This window comes from Streptomyces sp. NPDC015345 (assembly GCF_043078805.1).
Classification (GTDB): domain Bacteria; phylum Actinomycetota; class Actinomycetes; order Streptomycetales; family Streptomycetaceae; genus Streptomyces.
The window spans coordinates 336903-353944 of sequence record NZ_JBIBTX010000003.1 but is presented as its reverse complement, the minus strand read 5'-3'; the positions used below and the strand labels follow the sequence as shown (position 1 = coordinate 353944).

10 protein-coding genes are annotated in these 17042 nt (G+C 72.5%); 7 read left to right on the top strand and 3 right to left on the bottom strand.

Annotation, left to right across the window (positions count from 1 at the left end):
- The first annotated feature begins 195 nt into the window (after positions 1-195).
- The 5 genes from ACF062_RS13865 to moeZ all read left to right on the top strand — a co-directional run bounded on the left by ACF062_RS13865 (position 196) and on the right by moeZ (position 6589).
- A complete protein-coding gene (locus tag ACF062_RS13865) occupies positions 196-2088 on the top strand; it encodes a DUF3492 domain-containing protein (protein WP_392137965.1) in 1893 nt (630 codons plus the stop codon).
- Entirely contained in the window at positions 2085-3506 is a 1422-nt protein-coding gene (locus ACF062_RS13860) for a hypothetical protein (protein ID WP_392137963.1), read from the top strand. Before ACF062_RS13865 ends, ACF062_RS13860 begins: the two co-directional genes overlap by 4 nt.
- 150 nt (positions 3507-3656) lie before the next feature.
- Positions 3657-4610, top strand: coding sequence for an NAD-dependent epimerase/dehydratase family protein (locus ACF062_RS13855; RefSeq protein WP_356574619.1), 954 nt, complete (start codon positions 3657-3659; stop codon positions 4608-4610).
- Positions 4598-5347 (top strand): spherulation-specific family 4 protein, encoded by a 750-nt coding sequence (locus ACF062_RS13850; protein ID WP_392137961.1) that lies wholly within the window; start codon positions 4598-4600, stop codon positions 5345-5347. The genes ACF062_RS13855 and ACF062_RS13850 overlap by 13 nt, the downstream gene beginning before the upstream one ends.
- A 63-nt stretch (positions 5348-5410) precedes the next feature.
- Positions 5411-6589: an adenylyltransferase/sulfurtransferase MoeZ gene (gene moeZ, locus ACF062_RS13845; RefSeq protein ID WP_127912672.1), complete on the top strand. Its 1179-nt coding sequence runs from the start codon at positions 5411-5413 to the stop codon at positions 6587-6589.
- A 76-nt stretch (positions 6590-6665) separates the two neighbouring features.
- Here moeZ and ACF062_RS13840 read toward each other — a convergent pair whose 3' ends face one another.
- The 3 genes from ACF062_RS13840 to ACF062_RS13830 form a co-directional block, all read right to left on the bottom strand.
- The gene (locus ACF062_RS13840) at positions 6666-8204 is read right to left on the bottom strand and encodes an alpha/beta hydrolase (RefSeq protein ID WP_392137959.1); all 1539 of its coding nucleotides are present in this window, start codon (positions 8202-8204) and stop codon (positions 6666-6668) included.
- Between the two features lie 81 nt (positions 8205-8285).
- Entirely contained in the window at positions 8286-9842 is a 1557-nt protein-coding gene (locus ACF062_RS13835; RefSeq protein ID WP_392137957.1) for an alpha/beta hydrolase, read from the bottom strand.
- Between the two features lie 109 nt (positions 9843-9951).
- A complete protein-coding gene (locus tag ACF062_RS13830; protein ID WP_392137955.1) occupies positions 9952-12711 on the bottom strand; it encodes a lysylphosphatidylglycerol synthase domain-containing protein in 2760 nt (919 codons plus the stop codon).
- Positions 12712-12884: 173 nt separating this feature from the next.
- Here ACF062_RS13830 and ACF062_RS13825 point away from each other — a divergent pair, with 173 nt between their 5' ends.
- Positions 12885-13319: an MGMT family protein gene (locus ACF062_RS13825; RefSeq protein ID WP_392137953.1), complete on the top strand. Its 435-nt coding sequence runs from the start codon at positions 12885-12887 to the stop codon at positions 13317-13319.
- Positions 13320-13486: 167 nt separating this feature from the next.
- Complete coding sequence (locus ACF062_RS13820; RefSeq protein ID WP_392137951.1) at positions 13487-17017, top strand: ATP-dependent helicase; 3531 nt, start codon at positions 13487-13489, stop codon at positions 17015-17017.
- Positions 17018-17042: the final 25 nt, after the last annotated feature.

Sequence of the window (17042 nt, the reverse complement as noted above, 5' to 3'; positions counted from 1 at the left end):
GGGGTGGTGGGGGGGGCGGGGCGGCCGCCGCCGCCGGCCCCCCCCGGGGGGGGGTTATTTAGCCGCGCTGCCCCCTTTTGGGGGGGCCCCCCCAACCCCCGCCCCCCCCGCCACCCGCATGACCGCATACGTTCGTCCCGCTGTGAGCCGCCGACCCAACGGCGGCTCCCCAAACGGGAGATCGGGGGTGCACTCGTGCGCGTTGCACTGCTTACGGAGGGTGGTTATCCGTATGTGAGTGGTGAGGGCCGACTCTGGTGCGACCGGCTCGTGCGCGGGCTCGAGCAGCATGAGTTCGACGTCTACGCGCTCAGCCGTGACGAGCGGCAGGAGGCCCTCGGGCAGCTCGAACTCCCGCCCCATGTTGCGCGAGTGCGCACGGCTCCCCTGTGGAATGCGGGCACCGCTGGTGGCTCCGGGCGTTGGCGCGGGCGCAAGGCTCGGCGGCGGTTCGCGGAGTGTTTCGCGGAGTTGGCCGACGTGGTCTGCCGGGGGGGCTCCGCCGGGGCCGGGGGTTCCCCTGGGGCCGGTGGCTCGCCTGGGGCCGGTGGGTCACCTGGGGCGGGTGGGTCACCTGGATACGGCGCGGTGGGCCTCCCGGAGAGTGTGGACGCCGCCCCGGAGGACCATTCCGAGGTTGTGGCGGACCGTTTCGCCAAGGCGCTGTACGGGCTCGCCGAACTCGCCCGCGACGAAGGCGGCCTGATCGGCGCGCTGCGCTCCGAGGGCGCCGCACGCACCCTGGAGAGCGCCTGCCGCGCGCCCGGCGCGCTGCGTGCCGCCCGCGGTGCGCGGGTCTGCGACCTGCTCGTCGCCGCAGGCCTGATGGAGCGGACCCTGCGTCCGCTCTCCCTCGACTGGTACGACGACGACGGGCTCGGCGCTGCCGACCTGTGCCACGCCACCTCCGGCGGGCCCGCGGCGCTGTCCGGGCTGCTCGCCAAGCACTTCGCGGGAGTACCGCTCCTCCTGACCGAGTACGGCGTGCACCTGCGCGCGCACCACCTCGCCGCGGTCGACATGGGGCTGAGCGCGCCGGCGCGGGCACTGCTCGCCTCCTTCCACGGCCTCCTCGCCGCCGAGGTGTACCACCAGGCCGCGCTGATCACCCCCGGCAACACCCACGCCCGCCGCTGGCAGGAGCGCTGCGGCGCCGAGCGGGGCAAGCTGCGCACGGTCCATCCCGGCATGGATTCCGGGCGTTTCGCGGAGATCGGTGAGAGGGGCTACGGAGACTCCGTCGGCTCCGCTTCCGCCTCTTCCGCCTCTTCCGCCGCTTCCTCCGCTTCCCTCCACTCCGCCACCGGGCCGGACACGCTGCTGTGGGTGGGTCGCGTCGAGCCCGCCAAGGACCTGATCTCACTGCTCCACGCCTTCGCCGAGGTGCGCGAGGAACAGCCGGGGGCGCGCCTGCGGATCGTCGGGGCCCCGGCGGAAGGGCGCGGGGCCGAGGACTACTTCGCCCAGTGCCGGGCGCTCGCCGCGCGGCTCTTCCCGGACGAGGCGGCGGGGGCGCACTCCGTCGGCGACAACCCCGTCTCCTTCGAGGAGGTCGGCGGACCCGAGGTGCCCGAGCTCGCCGACGTGTACGCCGCGGGCGCGGTGGTGGTGCTCTCCAGTGTCGTCGAGGGCTTTCCGATCAGCCTGGTCGAGGCCATGTTCTGCGGGCGGGCGACCGTCTCGACGGACGTCGGCGCGGTGGTGGAGGTCATCGGCGGCACGGGACTCGTCGTACCGCCGCGCAATCCGCGGGCGCTCGCGGAGGCGTGCGTGGCGCTGCTGCGCGACCCCGAGCGGCGCGCACGCCTGGGCGCGGCGGCGCGGGCGCGGGCCCTCGAACTCTTCACCGTCGAGCAGAACGTCGCGGCATTTCGCGGCATTTACCTGGAGATCGTCTCGCACTGTCCGGTGCGGCGGGACGCGCTGGACGAGGCGGGCGGGCCGGTGCCGTTCGCGAACCCGGCCGAGGCGTCCGTGCCGGGGCGGTGGGCGGCGGGTCCGACGTCCGGTGCGGAGAGCGGAGGAGTACCCAGCTGGGCCGCCCAGGAGGCGGACGTGCGGGTGCGGTTGAAGGGGGCCGGCGTATGACGCGGCAGGAGGGTGGTGCGACGGCATCCGAGGCCGCGGGTGTGGTGGAGGTGCCGGGGGCCTCGGGCCTGCCGGACGCCGGGGGGATCCTCACGGCTCCGCGAAGTGGTGCCGCCGACCCGGTGAAGGCCCTGATGCACCAGCACCGTGCGCTGTGTGAGCGGGCCGTTGATCCGTTGGAGATCGCGGCGGGACTTGAGGCGCATGGTGTGACCGATCGGGCCGCCGTGCGCTATCGGCACCGGGACGTGTTCGCCCTCGCCGAGGAGATGTACGCGCGCGTGCCGCGCGGCGACGACGACAGCGGTGGGTGGCTGCGGCCCGGCACCGCCGCACGTACCAAGGACGTGCCCCGCCCGGGAGTTGACGTACAAGCCGGATGGGCCCTGTTCGCGCTGCTGCCCGGCGCCATGTGCGCGGCGGCCGTGGCCGGGCTCGGCGCGACCACCGGGGGCGCGCGGCTCGCGGTCGTGCTCGGCGGAGCGCTCGCCGTGGCCCTGGCACTGCGGGCCGCCCTGCGGAACGGGCCGCTGCGTACCGTCACCCCCCTGACGCCCGCCACGCGCGCGTGGGTGTGCTGGCTCCTCGCGTACGCACTGCTCGGCGACGCACTGCTGACGGGCGCCGTCTCGGGCGGACCCGACGAGCCGGGCGAGCTCTGGCAGCCCGCCACCGCCACGCTCCTCGGCCTCGCCCTTGCCGTCGCACCCGCGGCCTGGTGCTCCCGCCTCTTCGCCGTACGGGCAGGCCGGCGACTGCGGGCCAGCCGGAGGCTCGACGAATTCACCGCCTCGGCAAGGCCCTTGCTGCTCGGCCTGGTCGCGCTGTTCCTCGCCGCGCTCGGGGCCTTGCTCGCGGTGACGGAGGCGGTGCTCGGCGCGGCTCCCGGCGACCCTTCGGCCCTCGCCGGGGCCGGGGCGCTCGGCGCGCTGCTGCTGCTCGCCCGGCTGCTCGGCGTCCACGGCTTCACGCGCGCGCCCGCCCTGCTGATCGGCGCGGCGGGTGTCTGCGAAGTGGCTTCCCTGGCCCTGGTGTTCGCGGGCCGCCTGCCGGGCTGCGACGCGGCGGCGGCGCCCGTGACGGCGGCGGTCGACACCTGGGGCCCGGGCGCCGTCCCCACCGCGGCGTGCGGGACAGCCGCCCTGGCCCTCCTGATCCACGCGGCCAGATCTCTGCCACTGGCCTCGGTCCACGCGGACAGCGCCTCGCCCTACGTCAGCAGCACCTCCTCCCACGTGGGCAGCACCTCCTCCCACGTGGGCAGCGCCCCACCCCAAGCCGGCGCCCTGCTCCAGCCTGACGGCGCCCCGGCCCTCGCGGGCAGCACCCCGCCCCACGCCGGGCGCACCCCATCCCCCTCGGAAAGCGCCCCCCAAGCCAAGGCCCCGCCCCACCCCGGTCCCGGCGACACGCCATGAGCCGATCGCCACAGGCCCGCCAGACCACTCTCCCGCGGGGCCGACACCGCGGGCCAGATCCCGTGACCCACGGCGATACCTCGAAGGAGAACACCAGATGACCACCCGCAGCCGTCTCCGCCCCCGAGCGGCCACTCCAGGAGGCGCCCGATGAGAGTGCTGCTGATCGGAGCCAATGGATACCTCGGCCGGTTCGTAGCAGACCGGCTGCTCGCCGACCCCGCGGTGCAGCTCACCGCGCTCGGCCGCGGCGACGACTCGGACGTACGGTTCGACCTCGCCAGCGGCAGCCCCGGCGCGCTCACCCGCTTCCTGAACGCCGTGCACCCGGGCGTCGTCATCAACTGCGCCGGTGCCACCCGGGGCGGCGCCCGCGAGCTGACCCGGCACAACACCGTCGCCGTCGCCACCATCTGCGAGGCCCTGCGCCGCAGCGGCTGCGGTGCGCGGCTCGTCCAACTCGGCTGCGGCGCCGAGTACGGGCCGAGCCAGCCCGGCTCCTCCACCGCGGAGGACGCCGTGCCGCGCCCCGGCGGCCCCTACGGCGTCAGCAAACTGGCCGCCACGGAACTGGTGCTCGGCTCCGGGCTCGACGCCGTCGTCCTGCGGGTGTTCTCGCCCGCCGGGCCCGGCACCCCCGCCGGCTCACCGCTCGGCCGCCTCGCGGAGGCCATGCGGCGCGCGATGCAGGCGGGGGACGGCGAGCTCAAACTCGGCGGACTCGGCGTGCAGCGGGACTTCATCGACGTACGCGACGTCGCGCGGGCCGTCCACGCCGCCTCGCTCTCCGCCGCCCAGGGCGTCGTCAACATCGGCTCGGGCCGTGCTGTACGCCTGCGGGACGCGGCCGCCGTGCTGGCCCGCGTCGCCGGGTACGGCGGCGCCCTGCACGAGCTCGACCAGGTGCCCATGCGGGCGGCCCTCGGCCATCCCCGCGCCGATTCGGAACACGGCATGCCGGCCGCGTACCCCTACCCCGACGGCTGCGGCAGCTGGCAACAGGCCGATGTGCGCACCGCACGCGACCGGCTCGGCTGGCGGCCCCGCATCAACCTCGAGGAGTCGCTCGCCGACATCTGGATGGAGGCCGCATGCCGCATCTGACCAGGACCACACGGGGCGCCGCCAGCACGGACGTACGCATCGGCTTCGGCATCCCGGGCTTCGCCCACCCCCTCGTCGCCCCCGTCGAATGGGCCGAACTGACCCGACCCGGCACCCCTTTGAAGTGGGTTGTCCTGAATGTCGCGAACGGTCCGGGCGAGCGGCCCGACCCACACTGCCTGGAGGCGGCGGGCCGCCTGCGGAACGCGGGCATCCGCGTCCTCGGCCACCTCGACACGATGTACGGCGCCCGGCCCTTCGGAGAGCTGATCTCCGACGCGCACCGCTACCTCGACTGGTACCTCGTCGACGGTTTCTCCCTGGATCGCTGCCCGGCCGGGCGGACGGCGCTCCCGGAGGTGCGCAGAACCGTCACCACCCTGCGCGCGCTCGTCGACGACGCGCACATCGTGCTCGGCAACGGGACGCACCCGCATCCCGGATACGCGGAAACGGGCGACCAGTTGGTGACCTTCGCGGGCCCGTGGAGCGATTACCGCTGGTCGCAGGTGGCCGAGTGGACCGCCGACCACCCGCCCGAGCGCTTCTGCCACTTCGTGCACGGCATGCCGCGCGGACATCTGGACGAGGCGCTGCGCATCGCCCGCTGGCAGGGAGCCTCGACGATCTACTTCACCGACCACGTCGACGGGGGCGGGGCGGGCGGCCCCTGGGAGTCCATGCCCGGCTACTGGGACGACATCGTCTCGCGGGTCGGAACAGGTGTCTCGGAATGAAGAAGGGCGTGGCAGTGTTACGCAGAGAACAACCGTACGTAGGAACCGACCAACGGAGTCCCCGTGTCGCTGCCACCCCTGGTCGAGCCCGCATCTGAGCTCACCGTCGACGAGGTCCGCCGGTACTCCCGCCACCTGATCATCCCGGATGTCGGGATGGACGGGCAGAAGCGGCTGAAGAACGCCAAGGTGCTCTGTGTGGGCGCCGGAGGCCTCGGGTCCCCGGCGCTGATGTACCTCGCCGCGGCCGGTGTCGGCACGCTCGGCATCGTCGAGTTCGACGAGGTCGACGAGTCCAACCTCCAGCGGCAGATCATCCACAGCCAGGCCGACATCGGCCGCTCCAAGGCGGAGTCCGCGAAGGACTCGGTCCTCGGCATCAACCCGTACGTGAACGTGATCCTCCACGAAGAGCGGCTTGAGGCCGACAACGTGATGGACATCTTCAGCCAGTACGACCTGATCGTCGACGGCACGGACAACTTCGCGACGCGCTACCTGGTCAACGACGCGTGCGTGCTCCTGAACAAGCCGTACGTCTGGGGTTCGATCTACCGCTTCGACGGCCAGGCCTCCGTCTTCTGGTCCGAGCACGGCCCCTGCTACCGCTGCCTCTACCCGGAGCCCCCGCCGCCCGGCATGGTCCCCTCCTGCGCCGAGGGCGGCGTCCTCGGCGTGCTGTGCGCGTCGATCGGCTCCATCCAGGTCACCGAGGCGATCAAGGTCCTCACGGGCACGGGCGAGCCGCTGGTCGGCCGCCTGATGATCTACGACGCCCTGGAGATGCAGTACCGCCAGGTCAAGGTCCGCAAGGACCCCGACTGCGCGGTCTGCGGCGAGAACCCCACCGTCACCGAGCTCATCGACTACGAGGCCTTCTGCGGCGTCGTGTCCGAGGAGGCCCAGGAAGCGGCGGCCGGTTCGACGATCACTCCCAAGCAGCTCAAGGAGTGGATCGACGACGGGGAGAACATCGAGATCATCGACGTCCGCGAGATCAACGAGTACGAGATCGTCTCGATCCCCGGCGCCAAGCTGATCCCGAAGAACGAGTTCCTCATGGGCACCGCCCTGGAGAGCCTCCCGCAGGACAAGAAGATCGTCTTGCACTGCAAGACGGGTGTCCGCAGTGCGGAAGTCCTCGCCGTCCTGAAGTCCGCGGGCTTCTCCGACGCGGTCCACGTGGGCGGCGGCGTGATCGGCTGGGTCCACCAGATCGAGCCCGAGAAGCCGGTCTACTAGGCGTTTGAGCAGCAGAGGGGCCCCGCACCACGTGGTGCGGGGCCCTTCCTTCGCTCAGGCCGGCGGTGCGCCGGGTTCAGGACTCGCAGACCTTGCCGTCCTTTGGCACCTCGCCCTTCAGCAGGTAACCGTCGACCGTGTCGTCCACGCAGTCGCTGCCGTTGCCGTACGCGCCGTGGCCCTCGCCCTTCCAGGTCAGGTGGACGCCGACGCCCTTGCCGAGCTCGTCGGCCATCTTGCGGGCGCCCTCGTAGGGCGTGGCGGGGTCGCCGGTGTTGCCGATGACCAGGATCGGGGCGGCGCCCGGCGCGCTGACCTCGGGGGAGTCGTGCTGTCCGGCCACCGGCCAGTCATGGCACCAGCCCGCCGTGTCCCAGCCCAGGAAGCCTCCGAAGACGGGCGATATCTCCCGGAACCGGTCCAGGCGCTTCTTGGCCTCCTCCGGAGTGGAGCGCGCCTTGGTGTCCAGGCAGGAGATCGCCCGCTGCGAGTGGCTCTGCGTGCTGTAACGCCCGGAGGGGTCACGTTCGTTGTAGGCGTCGGCGAGCCGGAGCAGTGCCGTGCCGTCGCCCTTCTCGGCATCATCCAGGGCGCTGGTCAGCATGGGCCAGGTCTCCTTGCTGTACAGGGTGACCAGGACCCCCGTACTCGCCAGGGACTCCGTGAGCTTCCGGTCGCCCGAGGTGCGCATCGGCTCGGCGTCCAGGCGCTCGAACAGCTTCGCTATCTTCTTGGTGCCCGCCTTCGGGTCCTGGCCACGGGACTTGAAGTAGTTGTCGAGGGCGCGCTGGAAGCCCCGCGCCTGGTTCTCCGCGTGGCCGACCGAGTCCGCACTGGGGTCGACGACCGCGTCCATGGCGAGGCGGCCGACGCGCTTGGGGAACAGGTGGGCGTACGTACCGCCGAGTTCGGTGCCGTACGAGATGCCCATGTAGTGCAGCTTGTCGTCGCCGAGGACCTGGCGCATCAGATCCATGTCGCGGGCGGCGTCAGCGGTCGAGATGTGACCGATGAGCTTCTTCGCGCCGCGTGCGCAGCCGGCGCCGAAGTCCGCCGCGTCCTTGAAGTACGCCTTCTCCTCGGCCGGGGTGTCCGGCGTGAGGTCGACCTTCTCCTCGGCGGCCTGGGTGGCCTTGTCGTCGCGGCAGCGCACGCCCTCGCTGGCGCCGACCCCCCGCGGGTCGAAGCTGACCAGGTCATACCGCTCACGCAGCGAGTCGTACTTGTCGGCGAAGGAGGGCAGGCCCGAGACGCCGGAGCCGCCGGGTCCGCCGAAGTTGAAGACGAGGGAGCCGATGCGGTCGCCCTTGCCTGTGGTCCTGGCGCGGATCAGGGCGAGGTCGATGATCTCGCCGCTCGGCTTCGCGTGGTCCAACGGGACCTTGAGGGTGGCGCACTGCCATTCGGAGCCCGGCGCGGTGCCGCCCTCGGGGGCGTCGCAGCGGTCCCAGTCCAGCTTCTGGGAGGCGAGGCCCTGGCCGCCGCCCTTCTCGTCCCCCTTGCCGTCCTTCCCGTCACTCTTGCCGTCGTCGGACGAACCGCCACAGCCGACGGCCAGGCCGGCCACCAGAACCCCTGCGGCGGCCAGTGCCGCGGATCGTACGTAACGCTGCATGAAGGCGCTTCCCCCCTTGGAAGACAGTCCAGCCATAGTAGGCGGGGCCACTGACAGTGACGTGGAGGGGCTGTGGCGGGGTCAGGAGCAGACCGTGCCCGACTTCGGGACCTTGCCGTCGAGGAGGTAGCCGTCCACCGCGTCGCGCACGCAGGTGTTCTTGCTGTCGTAGGCTCCGTGCCCCTGGCCCTTGTACGTCAACTCGACGCCGACGCCCTCGCCGAGCGCCCGCGCCATCTTGCGCGCCCCCTCGTACGGCGTGGCCGGGTCACCGGTGTTGCCGATGACGACGATGGGCGGCGCGCCCTCGGCGCTGACGTCCGGGTGGTCGGCCTGGCCCTCGACCGCCCAGTCGGTGCAGCCGAGCATGCCCCACGCCAGGTACTCGCCGAACAGCGGCGAGGCCTTGCGGAAGGCGGGCAGCTTCTCCTCGACGTGCTGCGTGGAGTAACGCGCTTTGTCGTCGGCGCAGTTGATGGCGACGTTGGCGGCCTGGATGTTGCTGTACTCGCCGTCCTCGTTGCGCCCGTTCATGGAGTCGGAGAGCAGCATGAGGATCTTGCCGTCACCGTCGTAGGCCTCTTCGAGGCCCTGGGTGAGGTACGGCCAGAAGTCCTTGGAGTAGAGGGACTGCGCGATGCCGTTGGTGGCCGCGGTCTGGGTCAGCTGGCGCGGCGGGATGCCGGGGATCGGCTTGGCGTCCAGGTCCTTGAGAAGCTTCGCGATTCTGTCCTTGACGTCCTGCTCGGTGTCGCCGACGGGACAGTCCGCGACCTGGGAGGTGCAGTCCTTGGCGAAGTTGTCGAGCGCGAGCTGGAAGCCCTCGGCCTGGCCGAGCGAGCCCTGCTCGGCGGTCTGGGTGGGGTCGACGACGGCGTCGAAGACGGCTCGGCCCACTCGCTCGGGGAACAAGTGTGCGAAGACGCCGCCGAGTTCGGTGCCGTACGAGATGCCGAAGTAGTGCAGCTTGTCGTCGCCGAGGACCTGGCGCATCAGGTCCATGTCGCGGGCCGCGTCGGTGGTGCGGACGTGCGGGAGCGTCCTGCCGGAGTTCTTCTCGCAGGCGTCGTTGAACGCCTTGACGTTGTCGATCAGCTTCTTCGTCTCGGCGTCGTCGTCGGGCGTCGAGTCCTGCTGGAAGTACGCGTCCAGCTGTTCGGCGTCCTGGCACTCGATGCCGGCGCTACGGCCGACCCCGCGCGGGTCGAAGCTCACCAGGTCGTAGCGGGTGCGCAGCTTGGCGTACTCCGGGCCGAAGGCGGGCAGTGTGGTGACGCCGGAGCCGCCGGGGCCGCCGAAGTTGAAGACGAGGGACCCGATGCGTTTCCCCTTGTCACCGCTCGCGGCCGCCTTGATCAACGCGATGTCGATCGTCTCGCCCGTCGGCTTCGCCCAGTCGAGGGGCGCCTTCATGGTGGCGCACTGCCATCCGGCGCCGCCGGGCAGCGGTGAGGGGGCCTCGCCGCCGCCCTGGGAGTCGGCGGGCGCGGGGCAGTCCTTCCAGCTCAGCTTCTGAGCCGGCAGGTGGTCGTCCTTGGAGTCCTTGGAGTCGCTGCCGCCGCACGCCGTGAGCGTGGCGGACAGGAGCAGGGTGGCGGCGGCCAGGGCGGCGGCGCGTGGCTGGGACTGTGAGGGCATGTGCCCATCCTGCGGGGGGTCCTGACGGGACGCTCGGGGCGCGGGCCGTGTGGGTGAGGCCCGGGTGCGGCCCCAGCCCTCCGCGACCCCAACGGGCCCCGGCGGAGCGCTAGAGCAGCCCCTTCCTTGTGAGGTGGTTGAAGAACAGCCACCCAGGGAGCACCGGAAGCCACAGCGTGAGCAGCCGGTAGAGCAGCACCGCGGGCGCCGCCACGTCCTTCGGGACGCCGACCGCGATCAGGCCGAAGGTCAGCGTCGCCTCGACCGCGCCCACACCGCCCGGCGTCGGCGCCGCCGAGCCCAGTGCGTTGCCCGCGAGGAAGACCACCGCGACGCTGGCGAGGCTCAGCGTCGCCATCTCCTCATTGCCGAAGGCCCGTACCGAAGCGTCCAGGCAGAGCACGAACATGAGCGTCAGCAGCAGCATGCCGCCGATGCCGGTGAGCAGCTTCTGCGGCCGCTGCAACACGTCCAGCATGCGCGGCACGACACCCGCGAAAAGCGACCGCACGCGCGTGACGACGAATTTCCGCAGGAACGGGATCGCCGTGACCACAAGCACGAGCACCGCGACCGACAGGAGACCGGCGATGACCGTGCGGGAAGGCGTGAACGACGGCGTCTTCTCCGTCCCCGTCAGATAGCCGAAGACGAGCAGCAGCAGGATGTGCGAGCCGAGCCCGAAGAGCTGCGAGGCCCCGACGCTCGCCACCGCGAGCCCGGAGCGCACCCCGGACCGCTGGAGGAACCGCGTGTTCAGCGCGACACCGCCGACCGCGGCGGGCGCCACGATCTTCACGAACGACCCGGCGACCTGCGCCGCCACCGCCCGCAGGAACGGCACCCGCTCCGGTACGAAGCCCAGCAGGCTCATCGCCGCGGCGAAGTAGCTCAGCGCCGAGAACCCGACGGCGGCGGCCACCCAGCCCCACTCGGCCTCCTGGAAGAGCGTGCCGAACTCGACGTGCGTGAGCTGCGACAGCAGGAAGTACGCGCCGATGGCACCGGCGATGAAACTGATCAGCGTGCGGGGCCTGATCCGCTCCAGCTGCGCCGGCTCGACCGGCGCCGTCGGGCGGATCAGCAGCACCTGGTGGCGGATCTGGGTGAGCAGATCCTCCTCGCGCGCCTGCTCCAGAGCCTCGTCTATGGCCTGCTTCTCGGCCTGCCGCTCCTGCTTGGCGGCCTGCTTCTCCTGCTTCTGGGCCTGCTTGTCCGTACGGGGCTCCTCGGGCACCTCCGCGCGTACGGCCTGCCTGGACCTGCGGGAGGCCTCCAGGACCGCCTCACGCTCGCGCTGCGACCGTTCCCGGGCCAGCTTGCGCAGCGTGCCGCGGGTGGACCGGGTGAGGGCGATCGGCTGGAGCAGCGGCAGACAGTCGGCCACCGCGTCCGGGCCGAGGATCTCGACGGCGCAGGCGACCGCGCGCTCGGCACCCACGCGCAGTCCGAGCGCGGTCAGGAGCTGGGCGATGTCCATCCGAAGGACCAGGTCGCCCGCGGCGATCTCGCCGCCGCGCAGGTCCGTGAGGATCACCGTGCCGGAACGATCCACCAGGACGGCGTCACCCGCGAGCCTGCGGTGCGCGATCCGCCGGGACTGGAGCGCCCGCACCTGCCGCCAGGTGTCGCGCAGCAGCTCGTCGGTGATGGCGTCGTCCGGCAGGGAGTCCAGGGAGCGGCCGCCGGTGTGCTCATAGACGAGCATCACCGCGTCGGGACCGAGCTCGGAGGTGGCGATCAGCTTGGGCGCGTTGGCCCCGGCGGCGATCGCCGCGTACGCGAGGAGGGCCTCCTGCTCCAGGGCCTGACGCAGGGACTGGAGGCTGCGCCGCTGCGTGATGCCGCGCAGCGTCAGCCGGCGCCAGACGCGGTAGAAGAAGCCCTGCGCCTGCTGTTCGCGGTCGATGACCGTGACGTCCAGAGGTGGACCGTCCTCCAGAGTGACGAAATAGCGGCGTCCGCGGTCGCCGTGCTCGCTGTCCGGGGACTCCTCGCGGGAGGCGCTCACGGGGCGGAAACCGACGTGCCGCAGGCCCGCCAGGAGCGTCTGCCCGGTGGGCCGTACGTTCGGCGAGCCGACGGCGTAGAGCGTTCCGTACGCCACGGCCCAGCCGATGAGCACCGTCAGGAGGATCGAGAACGGTGTCGTGTAGCCGGTGACCAGCATCGTGAACGCGTCGAGCAGCAGCACCACGAAGAGGACCAGGCGCCAGCGCGGTCTGCGGGACATGCCGACGGCCGTCATGTACGCGATGACGGGCGCGAGGTAGCCGTGCACCGGATCGGTGAACGCGTGCAGGTCCGCGGGGGACGGCTTGGTCAGCGCGTCCTGGATGGAGTCGGGGGCGCCCTTGGCGACCCACAGATCGGTGGCCAGCGTCACACCGTGCGCGAGGACGGCCGCGAGGACGCCGTCGGCGATGCGCAGGCCGTCCCGTTTGATCAGCCGTTCGATCGCGAAGGCGACGGGGACGAGGAGCACCCCGATGCTGGCGACCAGGCCCGCCACCTTGATCAGCAGGTCGGGCGCCTGGTCCGTGCCCTTGTCGATGTCCTGTTCGAGCCCGGACGTCGTGCCGTGCGCGAAGGCGGCGATCGCGAGGAGCACGACGATCGCGAGGATGCCGACGAGCAGCCGCATGAGGTCGGAAGGCCGGTGCACGCGCGCGGAGAGGAGCGGTTCGTCCCGCTCGAGCTGGTCGGTGTGGGCTCCGCTGCCCTCGGCGCAGTCGTCGCTGTCGCCGTCGTTCTCGGTGTTCAGGGCAGGCTCACCGGCGTCCGGGTGCGACTCGGAAGCAGAGCTGCCCGCCTTGTCATCGGGATGCACGCCCTGCTGCTCCGTGGTCTCTTCTTGATCTCGTATCACCAGTCACCGCCCGCACGATGGTGGCATGCCGGATCGCTACAGGGGGGCAGCAGGGGGCAACGCAAGGATGCGAAGTGGTCACGAAACGACACTTTGTGCCGCGCCGGCCGCCCAGCGGGACGCTCTGTGGCGGGCCTGTCACGGTGTCGGTGGCGTACGGCAGGATGGTCCGGATGAGCGAGGAGAGGCGAGAGCGACGCGCGCCGGACGAGACTGACGGCGACGCGTCGCCGCCGGAGTACCCCGAGTACGCGGAGCGGGTCCTGGAGGTCGCGGAAATGATCCCCCCGGGGCGCGTGATGACGTACGGGGACGTCGCCGAGTGGCTGGAGGAGGGCGGCCCGCGCCAGGTGGGCCGGGTCATGGCCCTCTACGGAGGCGCTGTCCCGTGGTGGCGTGTCGTCCGCTCGGACGGTGTCCTGCTGCCGGGCCACGAACTGCGGGCCCTGGAGCGGTACCGCGAGGAGGGCACCCCCTTGCGCCAGGCTTCGCGCGCCGCCCAGGGCCACGTGCCGAAGCTCGACATGCGGCGGGCGCGGTGGGACGGCGGCGCGGGAGGCGACGCCGCGGGAGACGCCCGCCCGCAGGCTCCGGAGGCTCACACCTGACAGCTTCCGGCATCCGGCGGCCCGATGGGGGACCGGTGGCCCGTACGGGGGAAGCCACGCGTCCACCTCGCCCACTGGCGTAGCGTCGACAGCACACATCCCCATCACCCCGCGGCTCCCGCGCGGCCACTTCTCGACCAGCACACCCACCAGGACCGGCGACCCACGTGAGTTCCCCCTCTTCTGCCCGGCACGTTCGGCACCCGTCGCACCACCAGGTACGACAGGGGACTCCGGGTGCCTACCGACTGGTGCGTACGCCGCCGGCCCCGTTGGAGCCCCTTCGCTTGGACGCAGGTCAGCGCGCGGTGGTTGACCACAAGGGCGGCCCACTCCTCGTTCTGGCGGGTCCCGGCACCGGCAAGACGACCACCCTTGTGGAGGCCGTCGCCGAACGCGTCGCCCGCGGCGCGGACCCCGCGCGGCTGCTGGTCCTCACCTTCAGCCGCAAGGCCGCGGTCGAGCTGCGCGACCGCATGGCGCTGCGCATAGGGGCGGCGCGCGCCCCGCAGGCCACGACGTTCCACTCCTTCTGCTACGCCCTCGTCAGGGCCCACCAGGACGCCGACCTGTTCGTCGAGCCGCTGCGGCTCCTGTCGGGTCCTGAGCAGGACGTGGCGGTACGTGAGCTGCTCGCGGGCCAGATCGACCTCGCGAAGGAAGGCCGTGGGCACGTCCGCTGGCCGGACGAACTGCGGGCCTGTCTCACCACCCGCGGCTTCGCCGACGAGGTGCGCGCGGTGCTCGCCCGCAGCCGCGAGCTGGGCCTCGGCCCGGCCGCCCTCGACGCCTTCGCCCGCCGCAGCGGTCGCCCGGACTGGGGGGCGGCCGCGGCCTTCCTCGCCGAGTACCTGGACGTACTCGACCTGCAAGGAGTCCTCGACTACGCGGAACTGGTGCACCGCGCGGTCCTGCTCGCGCGCCGCCCCGAGGTGGCGCGCGCCCTGGGCGCGCAGTACGACGCCGTCTTCGTGGACGAGTACCAGGACACCGACCCGGCGCAGGTACGGCTCCTGCACGCGCTCGCCGGAGGCGGCCGGACACTGGTCGCCTTCGGAGACCCCGATCAGTCGATCTACACCTTCCGGGGTGCCGACGTGAACGGCATCCTGGAGTTCCCGTACGACTTCCCGCGCGCGGACGGCACCCCGGCGCCGGTCGAGGTCCTGACGACGTCCCGCAGGTCCGGCGCGCAGTTGCTCGCCGCCACCCGGCTGCTCACCCGGCGCATGCCGCTGACCAGGCTGCCCGCGGAGAAGGTGCGGGCCCACCGCGAGCTGACGCCGGTCAGGGACGGCGGCCGGGTCGAGGTGTACACGTACCCGACGGCCGGCACGGAGCTGGACAACGTCGCGGACATCCTGCGCCGCGCGCACCTGGAGGACGGGGTGCCCTGGGGCGACATGGCGGTCCTGGTCCGCGCCGGTGCCCGCACGATCCCCGCGGTCCGCCGCAGCCTCAGTGCGGCGGGCGTCCCCCTGGAGATCGACGGCGACGACATCGCACTGCGCCATGAGCCGGCGGTGACGCCGCTTCTGACGGCGCTGCGGGTGGTGGCCATGGCGGTGATCTCGGAGGCGGCTCCGGACTCCGAAGCGGTGGACCCTGGGGCGGCTCCGGACTCCGAAGCGGTGGACCCTGGGGCGGCTCCGGACTCCGAAGCGGCGGTCCCGGGGCCGGCTCCGCATTCGGAAGCAGCGGCTCCGGAAGTGGATGCCGACCCCGAAGCGGCCCCGGGACCCGAAGCGGCCGCGGGACCCGAAGAGGGAGCGGCCTCCGAAGAGGGCGCGGCCTCGGTCGCCCGCACCGCCCCCTCCTGGCTCGACACCGAGACCGCGCTGACCCTGCTGACCTCGCCCCTGGCCGGGATGGACGCCGCCGATCTGCGCCGCCTCGGCCGTGCCCTGCGCGAGGAGGAGCGCGCGGCGGGCAACCACCTGCCGCCGCCATCCGACGAGCTGCTGGCCCGCGCCCTCGCCGAGCCGGAGCGGCTCGTGGCGCACGACCCGACGTATGCCAGGGGCGCCCAGCGGCTCGGCGCGCTGCTCCGCAAGGCCCGTGAGCGCCTCGCGGGTGGCGGCACGGCCGAGGAGGCGCTGTGGGAGCTGTGGGACGGCACGCCGTGGCCCGGGCGCCTGGAGCGCGCGGCGCGGCGCGGTGGCGCGGCGGGACGCAACGCCGACCGCGACCTCGACGCGGTGTGCGCCCTGTTCGCCGCCGCGGCGCGCGCGGAGGAGCGTACGGGCGGCCGCGGCGCCCTCAACTTCCTCGAGGAGACCGAGGCGCAGGACATCGCCGCCGACACGCTCACGCGCCGCGTGGCACGCCCCGACGCCGTGCGCCTGATGACGGCGCACCGCGCCAAGGGCCTCGAGTGGCGCCTCGTCGTGGTCGCGGGCGTCCAGGAAGGCCTCTGGCCCGATCTGCGCCGCCGGGGTTCCCTCCTGGAGGCCGACCGCATCGGCCGCGACGGCCTCGCCGAACCGCTCACCCCCGGAGCACTCCTCTCCGAAGAACGCCGGTTGTTCTACGTGGCCGCCACGCGCGCGCGTGAACGCCTCGTCGTGACCGCGGTGAAGGCGCCCGCGGACGACGGTGACCAGCCCTCCCGCTTCCTCACGGAACTCGGCGTGGAACCCAAGGACGTGACGGGCCGCCCGCGCCGCCCCTTGTCCGTCGCGGCGCTCGTCGCCGAGCTGCGCGCCACCACCGTCGACCCGCGCGTCTCGGAGACCCTGCGGGAGGCGGCGGCCCAGCGGCTGGCCCGCCTCGCCGCGCTCAACGACGGGGACGGCCGCCCGCTCGTGCCGTCCGCGCACCCGTACCGCTGGTGGGGCATGTACGAGCCGACGGCGAGCGAAGTGCCCCTGAGGGACCGCGACAAGCCCGTCGTGCTCTCCGGAAGCGCCCTCGACCAGCTCGCCAACACGTGCTCCCTGCAATGGTTCCTGGGCAGGGAGGTGAAGGCGGACGCCCCCGCGACCGCCGCCCAGGGCTTCGGCAACGTGGTGCACGTCCTGGCCGACGAGGTCGCCTCCGGGCGCACACCCGCCGACCTGGACGTCCTCATGGCACGCCTTGACTCGGTGTGGGACGCCCTCGCCTTCGACGCCCCGTGGAAGTCGGCTCAGGAGAAGGAGCACGCGCGCGTGGCGCTCGAACGCTTCCTCCAGTGGCACGTCGACTCCAACGGCGCCCGCGGCAGCCGCACCCCCGTCGCGAGCGAACACGGCTTCGACGTGACGCTCGAAGCGGGCCCCTACGAAGTACGCGTACGAGGTTCGATGGACCGCGTCGAACAGGACGCGGAAGGCCGCGCCTACGTAGTGGACTTCAAGACCGGCAAGCAGGCCCCGAGCACCGCGGAGGTCGCCCGCCACCCGCAGCTCGCCGTCTACCAGCTCGCGGTCCGCGAGGGCGCCGCGGACGAGGCCTTCGGAGGGGTGCGTCCCGAGCCGGGCGGTGCCGAACTGGTGCAACTGCGTCAGGGCGCGGCCAAGAAGAACGGCGGTGACGCCCTGCCCAAGGTGCAGGCCCAGGAGCCCCTTTCCGGGGAGTGGATCGGCGACCTCCTCGCGACAGCCGCGGGCAAGGTGCTCGACGAACGCTTCACCCCGACCACCGGACAGCACTGCACGCACTGCGCGTTCCGCGCCTCGTGCAGCGCGCGCCCGGAGGGCCGGCACGTCGTGGAGTAGCCCCGGGGGTCACAGCACCCACATG